17 protein-coding genes and 1 riboswitch are annotated in these 19,809 nt (G+C 32.7%); all 17 genes read right to left on the minus strand.

What is annotated here, in order from left to right:
- Window positions 1-14: 14 nt before the first annotated feature.
- The 17 genes from B5E58_RS00245 to B5E58_RS00325 all read right to left on the minus strand — a co-directional run bounded on the left by B5E58_RS00245 (window position 15) and on the right by B5E58_RS00325 (window position 19,794).
- On the minus strand, window positions 15-1,442 hold the full coding sequence (locus tag B5E58_RS00245; RefSeq protein ID WP_158097622.1) for a GldG family protein: 1,428 nt from the start codon (window positions 1,440-1,442) through the stop codon (window positions 15-17).
- A 13-nt stretch (window positions 1,443-1,455) separates the two neighbouring features.
- Entirely contained in the window at window positions 1,456-2,319 is an 864-nt protein-coding gene (locus B5E58_RS00250; RefSeq protein WP_088107671.1) for an ABC transporter permease, read from the minus strand.
- Window positions 2,319-3,374: an ABC transporter ATP-binding protein gene (locus B5E58_RS00255; protein WP_088107672.1), complete on the minus strand. Its 1,056-nt coding sequence runs from the start codon at window positions 3,372-3,374 to the stop codon at window positions 2,319-2,321. Before B5E58_RS00255 ends, B5E58_RS00250 begins: the two co-directional genes overlap by 1 nt.
- Before the next feature lie 92 nt (window positions 3,375-3,466).
- Window positions 3,467-4,192 (minus strand): ComF family protein, encoded by a 726-nt coding sequence (locus B5E58_RS00260; RefSeq protein ID WP_088107673.1) that lies wholly within the window; start codon window positions 4,190-4,192, stop codon window positions 3,467-3,469.
- Window positions 4,189-6,432 (minus strand): SF1B family DNA helicase RecD2, encoded by a 2,244-nt coding sequence (gene recD2 / locus B5E58_RS00265; protein WP_088107674.1) that lies wholly within the window; start codon window positions 6,430-6,432, stop codon window positions 4,189-4,191. The genes B5E58_RS00260 and recD2 overlap by 4 nt, the downstream gene beginning before the upstream one ends.
- Before the next feature lie 108 nt (window positions 6,433-6,540).
- On the minus strand, window positions 6,541-7,722 hold the full coding sequence (gene metK, locus B5E58_RS00270; protein ID WP_088107675.1) for a methionine adenosyltransferase: 1,182 nt from the start codon (window positions 7,720-7,722) through the stop codon (window positions 6,541-6,543).
- Window positions 7,723-7,806: 84 nt separating this feature from the next.
- A riboswitch (SAM riboswitch) is annotated at window positions 7,807-7,917 on the minus strand.
- A 109-nt stretch (window positions 7,918-8,026) separates the two neighbouring features.
- A complete protein-coding gene (locus B5E58_RS00275) occupies window positions 8,027-9,097 on the minus strand; it encodes a rod shape-determining protein (RefSeq protein WP_088107967.1) in 1,071 nt (356 codons plus the stop codon).
- A gap of 200 nt (window positions 9,098-9,297) precedes the next feature.
- Window positions 9,298-10,482: a S41 family peptidase gene (locus tag B5E58_RS00280; RefSeq protein ID WP_088107676.1), complete on the minus strand. Its 1,185-nt coding sequence runs from the start codon at window positions 10,480-10,482 to the stop codon at window positions 9,298-9,300.
- A 109-nt stretch (window positions 10,483-10,591) separates the two neighbouring features.
- Complete coding sequence (locus B5E58_RS00285; RefSeq protein ID WP_088107677.1) at window positions 10,592-11,767, minus strand: murein hydrolase activator EnvC family protein; 1,176 nt, start codon at window positions 11,765-11,767, stop codon at window positions 10,592-10,594.
- 25 nt (window positions 11,768-11,792) lie between these two features.
- Window positions 11,793-12,692, minus strand: a complete 900-nt coding sequence (gene ftsX / locus B5E58_RS00290) for a permease-like cell division protein FtsX (protein ID WP_158097623.1) — start codon at window positions 12,690-12,692, stop codon at window positions 11,793-11,795.
- Complete coding sequence (gene ftsE / locus B5E58_RS00295) at window positions 12,682-13,368, minus strand: cell division ATP-binding protein FtsE (protein WP_088107679.1); 687 nt, start codon at window positions 13,366-13,368, stop codon at window positions 12,682-12,684. Before ftsE ends, ftsX begins: the two co-directional genes overlap by 11 nt.
- 96 nt (window positions 13,369-13,464) lie before the next feature.
- Window positions 13,465-14,556: a PucR family transcriptional regulator gene (locus B5E58_RS00300; RefSeq protein WP_088107680.1), complete on the minus strand. Its 1,092-nt coding sequence runs from the start codon at window positions 14,554-14,556 to the stop codon at window positions 13,465-13,467.
- A 330-nt stretch (window positions 14,557-14,886) separates the two neighbouring features.
- Window positions 14,887-15,756, minus strand: coding sequence for a YitT family protein (locus tag B5E58_RS00305; RefSeq protein ID WP_088107681.1), 870 nt, complete (start codon window positions 15,754-15,756; stop codon window positions 14,887-14,889).
- A gap of 35 nt (window positions 15,757-15,791) precedes the next feature.
- Complete coding sequence (locus tag B5E58_RS00310; protein WP_088107682.1) at window positions 15,792-16,514, minus strand: WecB/TagA/CpsF family glycosyltransferase; 723 nt, start codon at window positions 16,512-16,514, stop codon at window positions 15,792-15,794.
- Window positions 16,515-16,529: 15 nt separating this feature from the next.
- Window positions 16,530-18,773: a polysaccharide pyruvyl transferase CsaB gene (csaB, locus tag B5E58_RS00315; RefSeq protein WP_088107683.1), complete on the minus strand. Its 2,244-nt coding sequence runs from the start codon at window positions 18,771-18,773 to the stop codon at window positions 16,530-16,532.
- 43 nt (window positions 18,774-18,816) lie between these two features.
- Window positions 18,817-19,314 carry a DUF4330 domain-containing protein gene (locus tag B5E58_RS00320; protein WP_088107684.1) on the minus strand — a complete coding sequence of 166 codons (498 nt, stop codon included), beginning with the start codon at window positions 19,312-19,314 and terminating at the stop codon, window positions 18,817-18,819.
- Between the two features lie 15 nt (window positions 19,315-19,329).
- Entirely contained in the window at window positions 19,330-19,794 is a 465-nt protein-coding gene (locus tag B5E58_RS00325; protein WP_088107685.1) for a DUF4330 family protein, read from the minus strand.
- Window positions 19,795-19,809: the final 15 nt, after the last annotated feature.

A 19,809-nucleotide genomic window follows, 5' to 3' on the forward strand; every position in this document is an offset into this window, starting at 1 on the left:
GGTCTTTTTATTATTTATTTACTTTTTCTCTTTGCCATATTAATAATACCATAAGCAGCTATTACAAAAGGAATTAAAACAACACTTATAAACATTATAATAATAGAAGCTGTTGCTCCAATATTAAGATATCTGTTACCCTCAATATTTTTAGAAGGAACAGATGTGCTTTGGTCTTTATCAATAAGCCAATTTATAGAATTTAATATAAAGTCATAATTTCCGCCGTCAACATAGCTATCTATGTTTGAGTCAGTAATAGAACTTCCACCTAAAGCCACAATTTTTGTAGTATGTTCTGTATCTGTTGTGAATTTATCAGTTACAGCCACAGCTAAGTTAAAAGGTCCTGAAATGTCATTATCTGTCTTTTGGAAATTTTCTATACTGTCAAGCTCTTTTTTGCCATAGGACTGTCCAGAAGTTGTGAGAAGTGGTTCTATTGTTAAAGTATCTTTTTTATTTTCAACTTCCTCAAATCCTTGAGCATAGGGGAAAAATACTTCTTCCTCATCACTAACCATATTTTTTGTTATATCATGTTGTTCAACATGAGGCATAATATAATATGGATTATTTCCATAAACATAGTCCTGTGAACCTTCAATAGTCATTGCATTATTTGCCTCAATGCCATAATTTGATAAAAGCACAGACATATTTGTCATTGTCTCAGTACCTATACCAACATTTATAAAGGCTCTACCATCATTTGAAAGATATGTTGAAAGTTTTTGAAGTTCACCTTCTGTTATATCTGTCATAGGACTATTTATAACAACAATGTCAGCGTCTTCAGGAACAGACTCCTCACTGTCAAGATAAAGACTTTCAATTTCATAATTATCATTTTGAAGTTTTGTCAAAAGACTACTTCCAAAATCCTGTTCACTGTGACCTTTAAGCATATATATTTTATTCATTTCAGCCCCAGAAACATATAAAACAGCACTTGTTATACAAGTCTCAACATTGAAACTTTTCATATACATCATATTAGTAGCTTCATCAACACCATATTCAGCCATATCATTTTGAGTTATAACCCTATATTTTTCTCCACTCTCAACTATGACTGTACCAACAGATAAATTTTGAGTTGTAGTTGAATACATCATAGCGATTTGTGGATTTTCATAAGGGTCAACAAACTCTGTATGTATATGAGAAGATAAATTTTCATAATTTTCAAAAATCTCCTCTATAACAGGGTCTTCACTTCCCTTTTCATATAAAGCATACATATTTACATCTGTATCAAGAGATGAAATTATATTTTTGCTCTGTTCAGAGAGAGTATAAAGTTTTTCTTTTGTGGCATCAAATTTTATATTTAAACTGCCAGCAAAAACATTTAAAACAATTATCACAGCCAAAACAACAGCTGTTATAATAGCACTTTTTGTGCCATATTTTAATACAATATTATTCTTATCCTTCAAAATTTTTACCTCCTTAACTCCAGCGTTTTTTATCAACACTTCTTACGGTTAAGTATATAAAGCCTGCCGCAAAAGTAATATAATACACAATAGTTGTAAAATCAAAAATACCCAACATAAATTTAGAAAATTTGGATATTACAGCAAAGCTCATAACAAAATTGTAAAGGAAAGTATCATAAAATTCAGGCTTAACAAAAAATACTATCAAACCTATAACAAAAAACACACCGCCTGAAATAACTGAATATTTTATATTATTTACAGAATTATACACAAAAAGTCCTATAATAATACAAATCAAAATAGCCAAACCACAGCCATAATTTCTTCCTTCAGGCACGCCTTTTCCTATTGCCTCTATCATAAAAAGTACAAACAATATGCCGAAAGTTCCAATTCCTGCCACAACTTGGTTATCTGTCAAAGATGAAACCCATATTCCAACAGCTATAAAACACATACCCATAAAAAAGAAACCTACATAGGCACTTATAATCTGACCTGTGGGAACATTTCCAAAGAAACTTAAAATTATAGGAAATATTAATGTAATTATAAGACCCATAGCAAAAAGTGCAGAAGCTGCAAAAAATTTAGCTAAAACTATTTCATAAACCTTAACAGGGGCAGTCAAAAGAAGTTGGTCTGTTTTCTGTTTTGACTCCTCACTAAAAAGTCTCATTGTTATAATAGGTACAAGTATAAGTAAAACTATAACAACATTTGATAAAATCAAATGATAATCAGGGCTTAATGATAGCACATTATAAAGTGAAAAATATATGGCTGTAACAAGTACAAATATTGTCAAAAAAGCATATCCTATAAATGAACAAAAATAATTGCCAAATTCTCTTTTAAATATAGCTGACATTATAAGTCACTCTCCTTTTTTTCATCAGAGGATATATTTTCTGTTTTTTCTTCATTTTCAGCATCTTCAGAATTTTTTTCATCAGAAACTTCTTCCTCTTTATTTTCTTCATCACATTCAAAATCAGAGTTTGTGACCTCCATAAATATTTCTTCAAGAGACATTTCAACAGGTTTTATAACAAGTATTTTATATCCGTTAGAAATTGCATTGTCAAACAAAATTTCTCTTAAATCACAATTTTCATCAGTTTCAAGTATAAAATCAAAAGAACCTTCCTCTTTATCTTCCTGTCTCTCTATATTTATTATTTTTTCTTCTTTTTCAAGAGCTTTTTCAATAATATCAATATCACCTTTCAAACAAACTCTAAGTTTATGAGTTTTAGATAAAGTATCTGAGAGTCTTTCTGTTGTGTCCTGTGCAACAATTTTTCCGTTATTTATAATCATTACTCTGTCACAAATCTCTTGAACTTCTGAAAGTATATGAGAGCTTAATATAACAGTATGATTTTTTCCCAGAGATTTTATAACATTTCTTATATCTATAATCTGTTTAGGGTCAAGACCAGAAGTAGGTTCATCAAGTATTATTATTTCAGGATTTCCAATAATAGCCTGTGCAATACCCACTCTCTGTTTATATCCTTTTGATAAGTTTTTTATAAGTTTTTCTGAAACGTGAGATATTTTAACTTTATCCTTAACATCTTCAATCATATTTTGTATTTCAGACTTTTTGACCTTTTTCAGTCTACAAACAAATTTTAAATACTCGTCAACTGTCATATCCTGATAAAGAGGTGGATTTTCAGGCAAATATCCTATTTTAGATTTCGCCTTATAGGCATCTTTGATAATGTCAAATCCTGCAACTTTAACAGTACCTTCACTAGGTGAAAGATAACCTGTTATAATATTCATTGTAGTTGATTTTCCGGCACCATTAGGCCCAAGAAAACCTAAAATTTCTCCATCGCTGACTGTAAAAGATATACCCTTTACAGCAGTATAGCTTCCGTAGTTTTTAAAAAGATTATTTACTTCCAGCAAAGCTATCCCTCCATTATAATATTAATCAAATATTATTTTATAACATATGACTTAAAAAAGTGTGAATATTTTATGAACTTTTTACAAATAAATTATGATGAAGCAAAAGTAAAAAACACGACACTTTTAGCACCAGAAGATACAAGAAGTTTTGAACATTCATTTATTGTTGTACCTGTTGTAAATATATCATCAACAATCATTATTCTTTTATCCTGTATAATATCAGTATTTTTAATGTCAAAAGCATCTTTTATGTTATATATTTTTTCTTTAGGTTGAAGTCTACTTTGTGGAATTGTCTTTTTAATTCTCTCAATAACTGTATCACTGTACTCTATATTATATTTTTCACTTATAAAACGACCTATAATATCAGCTTGATTAAAGCCTCTTTTTTTCATTTTACTTGAATGTATTGGAACAGGTATTATAATGTCAATATCATTCATAACATTAGGATAATTTCTTTCCAAAAATATACACATAAGTTCAGCCATATAAAAACCAAGTTTTTTAATTCCCTTATATTTAAAACGGGCTATACTTCTTTTTATAAGCCTATATTCAAAAGCAGAAAATCCAAAATCAAAGGCAAAAGACTTTTCCATACATCTCAAACATAAATTTCCATGCTCAACAGGTCTTCCGCATTTTTCACAAAACTTTCCCTTCAAAAAAGGTATATCATCACTACACTTTTTACATAAATATCCTTCTCTTATATTAAACTCAATAATATTACTGCAAACAGCACATTTAGGAGGATAAATTACATTTATAATAAATTTAATAATATTTTTAATATACTTTCTCATAACTCCATATTCATAAAATCATAAAGACTTTGTATTCTATATGCAAGGGTTGAATATCTGTTTATCTCTCTGTTATTTAAAACCATAGATGAGACAGTCTCAACAAGTCCAACCAACACAACAAGTTTTCTAGCCCTTGTAACACCTGTATAAAGTAAATTTCTTGACATAAGCATAGGAGGTCCACTGTGTATAGGCATAATTACAACAGGATATTCACTACCCTGTGACTTATGTATAGTAATAGCATAAGCAAGTTCCAACTCCTCAATTTGAGTAAAGTCATATACAACTTCCCTATTATCGTCAAACATAACTGTTATTGTCTCATCAACTTTATCAATAGACAGTATTATACCTTGGTCACCATTAAAAACTCCTGCTCCCTCATCAATTTTTCTGCCTGCTTTATTATATATTTTCCATACAGCATTATAATTATTTTTAATCTGCATTACCTTATCCCCTTCACGGAATATAACATCTCTGAACTCTTTTTCTTTTTTATCTTTCTCAGGGGGATTTAATACACTTTGTAATACGGCATTAAGATTTTGAACACCTATTTTACTTTTTCTCATAGGTGTTAAAACCTGTATATCTTCCATACTGTCACAATTTAGAAAATTAGGTATTCTCCTTGTAACAAGGTCAGCAATAGTTGTAACAACATCATCACCATTTAATCTTCTCAAGAAAAAGAAATCTTTTTCTTTCTCATTTAAAACAGGCTGTTCACCCATATTAATTCTATGAGCATTCATTACAATAGCACTTTCCTGTGCTTGACGGAATATTTTATCAAGTTTTACAACTTTAAGTTTTCCTGAATTTATAATATCTTTCAAAACATTTCCCGGACCAACAGAAGGAAGCTGGTCAACATCTCCCACAAGTATAAGCCTTGTACCTCTCGCAATAGCTCTTGTAAGACCAAACATAAGATTTATATCAACCATTGAAGTTTCATCAATTATAATAACATCGGCATCAATAGTATTTTCTTCATTTTTATCATAAATTTGTCGTCTGCCTTCCTCATCAGCAAATGTTATACCTAAAAGCCTATGTATAGTTTGAGCCTCCATACCTGTTGCTTCTGTCATTCGTTTAGCTGCTCGTCCTGTTGGTGCTGCCAATACAATTTCATTTTCCTCATCAGACAGAATTTGTATTATAGTATTTATAGTTGTTGTTTTACCTGTTCCCGGACCACCTGTAATAATTAAAAGTCCATTGTTCATAGACTCCTTAACAGCTTCTCTCTGATTGACATCAAGAACAACTCCCGTTTTTCTCTCTGCTTTCTCAATTATTTTATCTATATTTTTATAATTTTCAGAGGAATATTCCATTGAAAGCTCAAGAAGTTTTCTAGCAACAGCAATTTCAGAATAATAATACATTGACAAATATACACAATCCACACCATTAATTTTTTCTTGCCAAAGTTGATTATCCACTTGTAACTCTTTAAGACAGTTTTCAATAATAAGTGGATTTATACCTAAAAGCTCCGATGTTGTTTGTATAAGCTCTGTTTTAGGCAAATATACATGGCCATTTTGTGTAGCTTGATTTAAAACATACTTTACACCGGATTTTATACGGTTAGGGCTATCCGGTTCTATTCCCGAATTTTGAGCCATTTTATCGGCCATTTTAAAACCTATTCCCGAAATATCATCAGCCAATCTATAAGGATTTTCTTTCACAATCTCAAAGGTTTTACCCTTATATCTTTTATATATTTTCATAGCATAGGAAGGAGTTACACCAAAATCCTGCAAAAAAAGCATAGCACGTCTAAGTTCGTGCTGTTCACAAAAAACATTATGTATTGTCATAGCTTTTTCATAGCTTATTCCCTTTATCTCTGCCAATTTATCAGGTTTCTCCTCTATAACATAAAATGAAGCCTCGCCGAATTTATCAACAATTCTTTCTGCTGTTTTCTTTCCTATACCCTTTATAACTCCTGAGGCAAGATATTTTTGTATTCCCTCGGCTGTTGTAGGTATTGTTTTTTCAAAAAAACTGACTTGAAATTGTTTTCCATAGGTAGGATGTACAGACCAATTTCCCGACATTGTTACTTCTTCGCCTTCATGTATCTGTGTTACATTTCCCACACAGGTCACTTCTTCCCCCTCAGAGTCAACAGAAAAAACACAATAACCGTTATCAATATTATGAAATATAATATCCTCAACAGAGCCTGTTATAACTATATTTTCCAAAAAATCACCTTCTTCTTGCCCAAAATCGATATTTATATATTGTACCACCTTTAAATATATAAAAAAAGAGCCCTAATAAAATCAGGGCAATTTAAAACATACAATTTATTATTTAACAGCAGAGCTGAAAACTTCTGTTTTATCTATTTTTTCCCAAGGAAGGTTAAGGTCATTTCTTCCAAAGTGTCCATAAGCTGCTGTCTGTTTGTATATAGGTCTTCTAAGGTCAAAGTTTTTGATTATTGCAGCTGGACGAAGATCAAAGTTCTTTTTAACGATTTCTGTAATTTCAGCGTCTGAAATTTTACCTGTACCGTATGTATTTACAAGTATTGAAACAGGTTTAGCAACACCGATTGCATAAGAAAGCTGAATTTCACATTTTTTAGCTATTCCTGAAGCTACAATGTTTTTAGCAACATATCTTGCAGCATAGCAAGCTGAACGGTCAACTTTTGTAGGGTCTTTTCCTGAGAAAGCACCGCCACCGTGGCTAGCGTATCCGCCGTATGTGTCAACTATAATCTTTCTTCCTGTAAGACCACTGTCACCCTGTGGACCACCTATAACAAATCTACCTGTTGGATTTATAAAGTATTTTGTTTTGTCATCAAGAAGATTTTCAGGAATAACAACTTTTATAATATTTTCTTTAACATCTTTTTCAATCTGTTCCTGTGTAACATCTGGGCTATGCTGTGTTGAAAGAACGATAGTGTCAATTCTTACAACTTTGTCATCATCATATTCAACAGTAACCTGTGCTTTACCGTCTGGACGAAGATAAGGCATTGTTCCGTCTTTTCTAACCTCTGTAAGTCTTCTTGTAAGTTTATGAGCAAGATATATAGGCATAGGCATATATTCTTCTGTCTCATCACAAGCGAAACCAAACATCATACCCTGGTCACCAGCACCTGTGTCAAATTCACTTGTGTCCTCGCCAGTTTTATTTTCATAAGCTTTATCAACACCCATAGCAATGTCAGGTGACTGACCATGTAAAGATGTTATAACTGAGCAAGAATCACAGTCGAAACCATATTTTGCTCTGTCGTAACCAATTTCACGAACTGTTTCACGAACGATGTTTTCAACATCTACATAACAATCAGTTGTAATTTCACCCATAACAAAAACTATACCTGTTGTTGTACAAGTTTCACAAGCAACACGAGCCATAGGGTCTTTTGCAAGAATATTATCAAGAATTGCGTCAGAAATCTGGTCACAGATTTTATCTGGATGTCCCTCTGTTACAGACTCTGAAGTAAATAATCTTTTAGCCATTTTTAAACCTCCTAATGATTACTGTTTTATTTATAAAATTTGTTTTTTTGCAATAAAAAAAGCCTCTAGGGCTTAATAACAAAATCCTCATCTTCCACAATATATTTATATATAATGCGGGGGAATTGGCACCGTGCTATTATGCCGGTTGCCGGGTGTCACAGGGCCCTGTCCCTCAACCTCTCTTGATAAGTTTATATTCAATTCTGTGATATTATATCAATATAATCCACTATTGTCAACAATATTTTTTAAAAACAGCAGACACATATAAAATATATGTATCTGCTTATAATTTCAAATATTATTCTTCATCTTCTTTTGTTGCTACAAAATCAGAAGATTTATTATTGTGTGGTTTTCCGAAAATATCAAATTTGCCTTTTCCTCTACCTTCACCGAGGAATTCAATATATTTTCCTGTACCAATAGCAACACAAGAAACTGAGTCCTCTGCAATAATTGCATTTATGCCTGTTCTTGATTTTATAAGTTTATCAAGACCATAGAGAAGACTTCCACCACCTGTCATTACAATACCTCTATCAGAAATATCAGCAGCAAGTTCAGGAGGAGTTTTTTCTAAAACTGTATGTACAGCGTCACATATAGCGAGAACAGACTCTTTTAAAGCCTCATGCATTTCCTCTGATGTAACAGTAATATTTTTAGGAAGACCTGTTATAAGGTTTCTACCTCTAACCTCAAGGCTTACAGGGGTTGTCCTCTCATAAGCTGTACCAACATGTATTTTAAGGTCCTCAGCAGTTCTCTCACCAATAAGGACATTATGTTTCTTTCTCATATATCTTATAATATTTTCGTCAAAGTTATCTCCGGCAATTTTTAAAGATGTGCTAACAACAGTACCACCTAAAGATATTACAGCAATATCAGTTGTACCGCCTCCAATATCAACAACCATGCTTCCGCAAGCTCTTGAAATATCAATACCAGCACCAATAGCCGCAGCGATAGGCTCCTCTATAATATGAACCTGTCTAGCACCAGCCTGTTTTGTAGCATCCTCAACAGCACGTCTTTCAACTTCTGTTACACTGCTAGGAACGCAAACAGCGATAGTAGGTTTAACAAAAGAGCGTTTTCCTATTGCTTTTTCAATAAAATATTTAAGCATTTTTTCAGTGATTTCATAATTTGAAATAACACCTTCACGGAGAGGTCTTATTGCAACAATATTTCCCGGAGTTCTTCCGAGCATTCTTCTTGCCTCCTCACCAACAGCAAGAATAGTATTTGTATCTTTATCAATAGCAACAACAGAGGGTTCTCTTATAACAATCCCCTGACCTTTTATATAAACCAGAACTGTGGCAGTACCAAGGTCTATACCTATGTCCTCGCCAAATCCCATAAAACCAAACATGGCAATTCTCCTTTTCATTGCAAAATACATTCCCATAACCTTCAATAATTATACATAATTATTCCGTTCTTTTAAAGAGAATAGACAAAAATATATAAAAATCGTCAATATAGTCATTTAATAAAAAAGACAGAATCTTTTTTTAGAGATTCTGTCAACATAAAATCACAAAATATAGAACTACTGTGTTATTTTAACTGTTCCTCTATAACCTCCAAAGCTTTTTGAAGCTGAGTATCTTTGTCTTCTTCTATTGTAAGCTGGTACTGAAGTTCTTCTGGAAGCTCAACAACATAATCTGGTGTGATACCTTCACCCTGTATACAAACTCCCTTAGGTGTATAATATTTCTGTATTGTTATTTTAAGTCCTGAACCGTCAGAAAGAGGATAAAGCCCTTGAACAAGACCTTTTCCAAAAGTCTGTGTTCCAACAAGTTTTCCTGTTCCTGTATCCTGAACAGCACCGGAAAGAATTTCAGAAGCACTGGCACTATTGCCATTTACAAGAACACAGAGAGGAATATTTATACAATTAGCATCAGAAGTATAATCCTCACGTTTTCCCTCTTTATCTATTGTATATACAAGTGTTCCTTCCGGTATAAGCATATCTGTTATTTTCTCAACAACGTCAAGATTTCCTCCCGGATTATTTCTGACATCAATAACAAGACCTTTTATATTTTGTCCCATAAGATTGTCATAATGCTCTTTAAACTGGTCATATGTATTTTCTTTAAAACTTGTTATTCTTAAATATCCAATATTGTCATCAACAATTTTACTTTCAACAGTCTGAACATTTATTTTTTCTCTTACAATGTCAAAATCTTTTATCTCACCTGTACTCTGTCTATAAATAGTAACTTTAACAGATGTACCTTCCTCACCTTTTATAAGTTTTATAGCTTCATCTATGCTTTCAGCTGAAACATCTGTATCATTTACTTTTATTATTCTATCATCAGGAAGTATTCCCGCTTTTTCCGCTGGTGTTCCAATAATAGGAGAAATTACACGAATACTTCCGTCTGTTGTGTCACCTATAACTTCAACGCCTATTCCGTAAAATTCACCTTCATTATCTTCTAAAAACTGAGAAAACTCCTCAGCTGTCATATAATCAGTATATGGGTCTCCTAAGGCTCTAACCATACCGTCATATACTCCTTCTTCCATTTTGTCAAAGTCAATTTCATCAACATACTTTTGGTCAAGTATTGTAGCTATTGTTGATATTTTTTCGGAAAGCCCCATATCTTTATACATACCTATACCAAGAGCAGATACAGCAAAATTACCACCTATACCTACAACAACAGTAAGGGCAATACCAAGTATGAGACCTTTCAAAAATGGTCTTTTTTTCATAACTTCACTCCTGATTTTTGTTATTATAAATTCTATTAAAAAAATTTTTATATTATTCTAAAAAAGGCTAAAAGGCATAAAAGCCTTAAAGCCCCTTTTTTTTAATATATTATACTCCTAAATATGGTTTAGGACTTGTGTGACTGCCGTTAAGTCTAACCTCAAAGTGACAGTGATTTCCAGTAGAATTTCCTGTACTTCCTGCTTTAGCTATAACTTGTCCTCTTGAAACAGTATCACCTTTTGAAACTACAAGTTTTGAGTTATGACCGTAAAGAGTAACCAATCCGCCCCCGTGATTAATCATTACTGTATATCCATAACCATTCATGTAGCTTGCATATATTACAGTGCCCGCCTCAGCAGCAACAATGTTTGCACCGTAAGAAGCCGGTATGTCATAACCTGTGTGGAATTCGCTTCCACTTCCAATAGGTCTTGACCTATAACCGTAACCACTGCTTATGTAAGAACGTCCAGGAACAGGCCAAGCAAACTGACCTCCTGTATATGTAACGTTGCCCATTGCTGAGCCACCTGAATTTGATGAACTTCTTGTAGAAGCTGCACTTGCCTGAGCTATAAGACTTTCAACTTCTTTACTTGCCTTATCCCATGAAGCAAGCTCCTGTTCATATTTTGCAGCGTCAAGCTGATACTGGCTGTATGTAGCTTGTTTTTCAGCCATTTTTGCATTGAGTTCATCAGTTTTTGTCTGTTGTTCAGCCACAAGGACTTCAACTCTCGTTTTGTCCTCTGCAATCTCTTTTGTTTTTTCTTCAATAACTCTTTCGCTTTCCTTTAATTCTCCTAAAAGCTTGTTGTCATAATTCATAATGTCGTTTACATACTGCATTCTAGTGAGAAAATCAGTAAAGCTCTCTGCACTTAATATAATCTGAAGATAGCCTATTGAACCATTTTCATGTAAGAATTTAATTCTTGTCTCAAAACTCTTAAGCTGAGCTTCTTTTTTATCTGTTGCTTCTTTAAGCTGTATTTCAGACTCTGCAAGTCTTGCTGTCACTTCATTAAGTTCTGTTTTAACTGCATCAAGCTGATTTTGAGCCTCAGTAACAACCTTATCAAGACTCTCAATCTCAGCACTTATATCCTGCTGTTTAGCTTTTGTCTCATTAAGTGCATTCTGTGTTTGCTGTTTTTTGTTTGCCAAGTCACTCTGCTCCTGTTTAAGCTCATTGAGAGTTTTGGCATCTGCCACCTGACTAAAAGCAAGTGAGAAAGCAAATGTAACAGCAAAAAAACCTCTTAAATACTTCTTCATTATTTGTTTCCTTCCTTTGAAAAAATTATACTTTGAGGTGTTTTCTTATAGATGTAACACTTCCGACAGTTCCCAAAAGTATTCCTGCCAGTATTGAAACAGGTACAAGCACAGAGAAAATGTCTATACTGTATCTGAAAGTAACCATATTTTTAATTACTGGCAGATTTGTGTATAATACATCTATTATTTTACTGTATGCCGGCCAAGAAATCAACATAGGAATGAGAGAACCAATAATTCCTATTAACATTCCTTCTATGATGAAAGGCCAACGTATAAACCAGTCTGTGGCACCTACATATTTCATAATGTTTATTTCATTTCTTCTTGAGTATACAGAAATCTTTATTGTATTCATAATTATAACAATGGATATAACACCAAGTATAATTATTACTAAAACACCTGTAACCTGAGTAATATTATTTATTTTAATTAAAACTTCTGTCTCTGTATGGGCATCTCTTACACTGTCAATACCTTCAATTTCAGATAAAGCTTTTGAAACGTCTCCCTGATATTCAACACCTTCAAGGGCTATTTCAAAAGAGCTTGAAAGAGGATTATTTTCACCACTAAATCCATCAAGTATTCCAGCCATATCCCAATCTTCCTGAAGTTCTTTAAGGGCATCATCAGGAGATGTATATATAACCTGTTTAACATGAGGAATTTCTTTTATTTCAGTACTTATTCTCTCAACATCTTCACTTGTAAGTTCTTCATTCAAAAATACTGCAATTCCAATGGAGTCTTCCATCTGTCTTAAAACATACTGAAGATTACTCACAACACAGTATGAGAAAGACATAATAAAAATACATGCTGCAACAGTAGCAATAGATGCAACTGTCATAAGTCTGTTTCTTAAAAGGCTTGTGAAGCCCTCTTTAAAATAATATCTTATAGAACTAGGCCTCATTATCATAACCACCTTTTTCAACATCTCTTATAATAACACCTTTTTTAAGTGTTATAACTCTTTTTTGCATAGCGTCAACAATATCTTTAGCATGAGTAGCAACAACAACAGTTGTACCTCTGCTGTTTATATCCTCAAGCAAATTCATAATACCCCAAGCAGTATCAGGGTCAAGGTTTCCTGTTGGTTCGTCTGCAATAAGTATAGGTGGATTATTAACAATAGCTCTAGCAAGAGCAGTTCTCTGCTGTTCACCACCAGAAAGCTGATTTGGATAAGCTCTCAATTTTTTCTGCAAACCTACAAGAGAAAGAACTGTTGGAACATTTCTTCTTATTATTCTTGAAGGTGCTTCAATTACCCTCATAGCAAAAGCAACATTTTCATATACTGTTTTGTTTGGCAAAAGTCTAAAGTCTTGGAAAACAACACCAAGGTTTCTTCTGAGATAAGGTATCTCATTTCTGGCAAGATTTGTTGTATCTATACCATTTATAGTAATTTTTCCTTCTGTGGGGTCAAGCTCTTTCAAAAGGAGCTTTATAAGAGTTGATTTTCCGGAACCACTGGAACCGATTATGAAAACAAACTCGCCTTTTTTGATGTGTATTGAAACTCCCTTAAGGGCTTGGGAGCCGTTAGGATACACTTTTTTAACATTTTCAAGTTGTATCAAAAAAATCTTCCTTTCTTAACTCATAAAAAGACAGGGAACGCCCCTTTTTTTTAAATTACGCCCCTGTCCTTTGCATTGTGTATTATTTTTTAAATTTTAATAAGACATCTTGTCCATATAAATCATATATTTGCTTACCATAAGAGTTATTTTGAATATTATGGCATCATCAAAATTTCTAAGGTCAAGACCTGTCATTTTCTGAAGTTTATCAAGTCTGTATACAAGTGTGTTTCTGTGTATATAGAGCTGTCTTGATGTTTCAGAAACATTAAGATTATTTTCAAAGAATTTATTTACTGTTGCAAGAGTTTCATCGTCAAAATCGTCCATTGTAAGACCATGTAAAACCTCTTTTATGAACATTCTGCAAAGAGGAAGTGGAAGCTGATATATAAGTCTACCTATACCAAGTTTCTCATAGTTTACAATAAATTTATCTCCTTCAAAAATCTTTCCAACTTCAAGAGCCATTTTAGCCTCTTTATAAGAACGGGAAACATCTTTAAGGTCATTTACAACTGTACCGATGGAGATATAAACTTTGCTCTTAATTTCATTATTGAGAGTATCGGCAATCATTTTAGCAATCTTTTCGATTTCGTCCATAGTTTCCTTTTCTCTCAATTCTTTAACGAGTATTATGCTATGCTCGTCAACAGCTGTAACAAAATCTTTTGTCTTTGCTGGGAATATACTTCTTACTATCTCAACAATATTCATATCTTTGTCGATATTAGTTTCTATAAGATATACAATTCTTCTTATATTGTTTTCAATGTGAAGTTTTTTAGCTCTGCTGTAAATATCAACAAGAAGAAGATTGTCAAGAAGAAGATTTTTGATAAAGTTATCTTTGTCGTATCTTTCTTTGTAAGCAACAAGGAGACTCTGAATTTGGAAAGCAGCAATTTTACCTATTCTGTAACCTTCTTCATCCTCACCTTTAACCTGTACAACATATTCAGGAATACCGTTATCATATATTTTGAAATACTGATAACCGAGTATAAGCTGGCTTTCAGCCTGAGAACCAATAAAATTCTCAATGGCATCAATCTGTCTGCCAATCATGTTTTCCTCTGTTGTAGCAATAACCTTTCCTTCTTTCTCAACAACACTAAGCTCTTTACGAGTTATGTTCTTAAGACCATCGATTGTGTTTTGTAAAATTTGATTTGAAATCATACCCTCACCCCAGAAAAAATTATTTTTTTGTTTCCCCAAATGACTTTTTTGCAAAACCTTAAGCTGTCAATTAGAACAAATTGTACATACAAAACATCTTTTTTGCCCTATTACATTTTATAACAAAATACCAAAAAAATAAAGAGAAATATTTAAAAAAAGTACAAACTTTCTTCAAAATATTTATTTTTTAATAAAAATAGCAAATTAAATTTGTCTATAAAGTGATTTTTCACTGTCTGAGTTCAAAAAGTGGGCACTTTTTACAATCAAAGTTTTTATATTACACAGTATTGTCATACAGTAAATTTCAACAAAATTATTTTAATATCACAATTTGTATGTGACAAAACCTTCACCCATAACCTCTTTTATGTCTGTTACCATCATAAAAGCACTACTGTCAATATTCATAACAATTTCTTTTACAATAGAAATTTCCTTCTGTGAGAAAACACATAAAAGAACATCTTTATCATTATTTGTATACATTCCCTTACCTTTAAGAGCAGTAACTCCTCTTTTAAGGTCTTTCATAAGACTTTCTGATATTTCATCGGATTTATCTGATATTATAAAAACAGCCTTGGCAAATCCTATACCGTCTATTATACCTCCAGCAACCTTAGTACATATAAAAACAGATATTACAGAGTACATAGATTTTTCAATACCAAAAACAAAAAGTCCCATAGCAATAACAACAGCATCTATAACAAAAAGTATTTTGGATATAGATATATGACTATTATACTTATATATTATAGCGGCCAAAAGGTCTGAACCGCCAGATGTTGCATGCCCCCTAAGTATAAGACCAGAACCTAATCCAAGAATTGCTCCACCATATATAGCAGAAAGCATTAACTCCCCTTTATATACAGGTAAAAATTTTGATGTTTCAAGAAATAATGAAAAAAGTATTGTAGAAAATACAGTTTTTCCAATAAAATCTCTGCCCATTACAATGTATGCAGCAACAAGCAGAGGAACATTTATAAAAAGACTTATTACTGAAAGAGGAAATTCAACACCAAAAAACATTTTTCCCAGTTCTTTTATAACTATGGATATACCCGAAACTCCCCCAAGTACAAGACCATTAGCGTCAAAAAACATCACAACAGCAACAGCTGTAAGGAATGTTCCAACCATCACTACAAAAAAATCAAAAAACTGTCTTTTGTCTGTTAAAACCATAATGTTATCCCTTCTTTATTCAGTTTTATTTATTTTTATTTTTCTTTAAGTACTTTTAAAGCAAACTTTGGAAGTCTCATCATACGTTTAATTCTTGTAGGCTGTGTTATAAGTCTATAAAACCATTCAAGACCAAGTTTGCAGAATATTTTAGGTGCTCTCTTTACATTTCCAGACATAACATCAAAACTTCCACCAACACCTATACAAACTTTAGCACCTGTAAAACGCATATTGTCATATATCCATTTTTCCTGTTTAGGTGCTCCAAGACCAACGAGAAGTATGTCAGCCTTTGATTTCTTTATATCGTCAATAATTTTAGCTTCATCATTTTTATTAAAATATCCGTTTCGTGTTCCAACAATTTTAAGACCTTCATATTTGTGCATCATTTTTTTAGCGGCTGCACTGGCAATGCCAGGAGCTCCACCAAAGAAATATACAGTATAATCCATGTCTTTTATTTTATCAAAAACATTCTGTGTAAGGTCATAGCCTGGAACTCTCTCTTTTATTTTAATTTCGCTGTATTTTGAAGCCCAAACAACACCTATTCCATCAGGAATTACCATGTCAGAAGCCTTTAATATTTCCATAAGCTCCTTGTCATTCTGTGCTTCCATAACTATTTCAGGGTTTGGAGTACATATTATATGCTGTCCCCCGTCACCAAGAAAAGTCATAACTCTACCAACAGCCTCTTTCATTGTATATGTGTCAAAAGGTACCCCTAAAACGTGTGTAATTTTTCTCATTTAAAATGCCCCTCCTTATTTTTTCAAAAGCTCCATAAGGTATTTTTCATTATTATGTGCCGCCTCTTCAAGCTCTTTAGCAGACTTGTCAAGTATCTCGGCGTATTTTTCATGATTTACAATCATGTCATCTATTATTTCAAGAGTTTTATCCATATCAAAATCATTTATATCTCCACCTGAAGGCATTTGAAGTTTATCAAGATAGTATTTTATTTTAGGGTCATAAACAAATCCAACAAGAGGAACTCTCTGTCTTGCTGCAAATATGAGTGTGTGAAGTCTCATACTCACAATAAAACTCATACAACCTATTATACCCATAATCTCATATGGAGAATAAGAGTCTCTAAGTATATAAGACGGATTTTTCATTTTTTCATGGACTTTTTCGCTTATTCTTATGTCATTAGGAACTTGCATAACTATAAACACAATATTTCTATTATATTTTTCATATATTGTGTCACAGAGATAAGCCATCTCCTCAACAAACTCATCTTCATTTCTCCAATGTTTAACATTTCTAACAGAAACTCCGACAATTTCTTTATCAGTAGGAATATTAGCTTTTTCAAACAGTTTATATGCTTCATCTTTAGATATACCATCAAGAGTGAAAACAGGGTCAGCAGTCACAAAAGACTTTGCACTTACACCCATTGATTTTAACTCCTCATAGGAATAGCCTTCTCTTAAAGTTATAAGGTCGGCTTTATTGACAACAGTTTTAACAATTTGTCTATTGAAATTTTTTGAGACAGGTCCAATTCCGTTAGCATAAAGCATTACTTTTTTTCTCAAAAGTTTTGCAAGAAGTATTATTGATAAATAGTACATAAGTGAGCGTGTGCTTGTACTATCCTGAAGGAGACTTCCTCCACCACTTAATACAACATCACAATTTTTAATGGCATTAAAAACCTCTTTAAAACTGAAACGATACACAACATCAACGCCATATTTAGCCTTTGTCTCCTCCGGTCTATTTGAAAGAACAGTTATATTTATATTATCTCCCATTCTCTCTATATTTTTATGCATTGAAAGTAAAATAGCCTCATCACCGGAATTATTAAATCCATAATATCCTGACATAATGACATTGTAATGGGTTGAAGCACTGTCTTTCAATCCTGCTTCATAAGCCTCAATACAGTCTTTTGCCATTCTACTTACAGAGTAGTATTCAAATATAACTTCTCTGCCGTATGCACCAAGTTCTCTTTTTTCTTCCTCTGGCATTTTTTTGAAGAAATAAAGTATATCTTTAACGAGAGGTTCAACCCTTGTCTCCTCAAAACCTCTACAACAGAAATTGTTATCCCTTGCATCAACAAGTTTTTTATCATTGAATATTCCCATATATCCGGCATATCCTGCAAGTATTACAACTTTTTCAGCCGCCATAGCTTCCAAAGCCGCACGGCTAACACCTACAAAAACATCTCCAGCCATGAGAATTTCATTTATATCAGTTCTAGGTCCAAGCATAATTATGCATTTTCTACCCATAACTCTGTTGACTTCATCAGCCTTTGATTTAAGACTTTTAAAAAGATTTCCACCACCAGCAATAACTATTTTTATATTAGATATTTCTTTTGAAAGTTTATAGGCAGAATCAATTAAAACTTCCGCAGCAGTGGCACTTCCACCTTCGTCAAGTCTACTTACATGAACAACAACAGGCTCATCATCAGAAAGACCTAATTCCCTTCTAACTTTAGCCCCTGAAGTTTTTGGAGAAAACTTGTCTGTGTCTATACCATTTATAGTTATAAAAATATCTTTACTTTTAACTTTATAGCATTTCATAAGATATTCTTTTATATCTTCACTTACTGCTATAACCTTTTGTCCCCAATTTGTAAGGTATCTCAAGCCCATTTTAGTTGAGTACACACCATGAGTTGATGTTACAAAAGTAAAATTGTTCATTTTTTTGTGTAATAAACCACATATAAAGCCTGGTATTCTTGCATGGGCATGAACAATGTCAACTTTCTCTTTGATGATTATATCTTTAAGAAGATAGTATGATTTTATCATCTTAAAAACATTTCTCTGGTGCATAGGCACATTATAATGAGTTATACCAGACTCAAGAAGTTCCTTTTCATACACACCGCCATTGCTGGCAACAATTATATTATACCCCTGTTTTTTAAGTTCCTTAGAAAGCTCAACAACATGAGTTTCGGCACCGCCTATTTCAAGGCCCATAAGGGTCATAAGTATAGTCTGTTTTTCAGCCATATTATGCCTCCCTGTAAATAATCATATTTTATTTTAAAAACTATTATCTTTCAGATATATCTGTAATAGTACCATTACATTCAAAATATTTTGTCATAAATTTCTTTGCAGAGTTTCTTATAACTTCATATGTTCTGTTTATATGATATGTTCCATTAGAAGATTTTACAGCTTCAGCCTCAACTGTAAATTTAACATCAACCCTATTTTCAACGTCCATAAGAACAGTCTGACCATTAAATGTTGCAGTAGCTTCTTTTGCAGGAGTTCCCTCAACAGCTACTATTGTTCCAATAGAGTTTCCAGAAGTTTTATCGTATAATATATCCCCTTCTTTTACATTATCGAAAACATAAGGTCTAACTTTTTTAACTTCAACAGTGTATGTTACAGGAACCATAGCTGCATTAGTGTTTGTCTTTGCAAGACCTTTAAATTTATATACTGTACCAGCTGCAAGTAATATTATAACTACAATAACAGCTATATCAACAATGCTTATTTTGCCAAAAAGCAAACCTTTTTTATTACCATTTCTCATAATTCACAGCACCTCTCATCTTTCCATTGAAATTATATAACCGCTTCCGGCATATCCTGGTCCATGAACATTTACTTCAAGACCTGTTTTAACAAGAAAACTTCCGTCAACTTTATAATCTGCTCCAGTTTCAGTAACATTAGCTTCAACTGTAACAACAGCTCTTTCTTTTCCTGGAACAACGTTTTCTCTTATAGTATTTGTCTCATAGTCTGTTGAGAGAACTGTGTAATCTGTTTTTTCAACAGCAATTACAGTACCCATATTATAATTTTTCACACCATCAGTAAGTTTGTCCCCTACTTTTATATTTTCTGTAAATCCTTCAGGAAGACTGTTAAGCTCGAAAGTATAAACAAGTTTTTTTGTCTCAACAACTTTTTCTTTATTAGTAAAGAAATAAATTCCTCCTGCAACTGCAATTATAACCACTGCAATCACTATATCAAAAAAGTTTATTCTAAATTTCTTTTTTTCCATTTTGGCACCTCACTA

This window comes from Tyzzerella sp. An114 (genome assembly GCF_002161055.1).
In the GTDB taxonomy this organism is placed as follows: domain Bacteria; phylum Bacillota; class Clostridia; order Lachnospirales; family Anaerotignaceae; genus Fimicola; species Fimicola cottocaccae.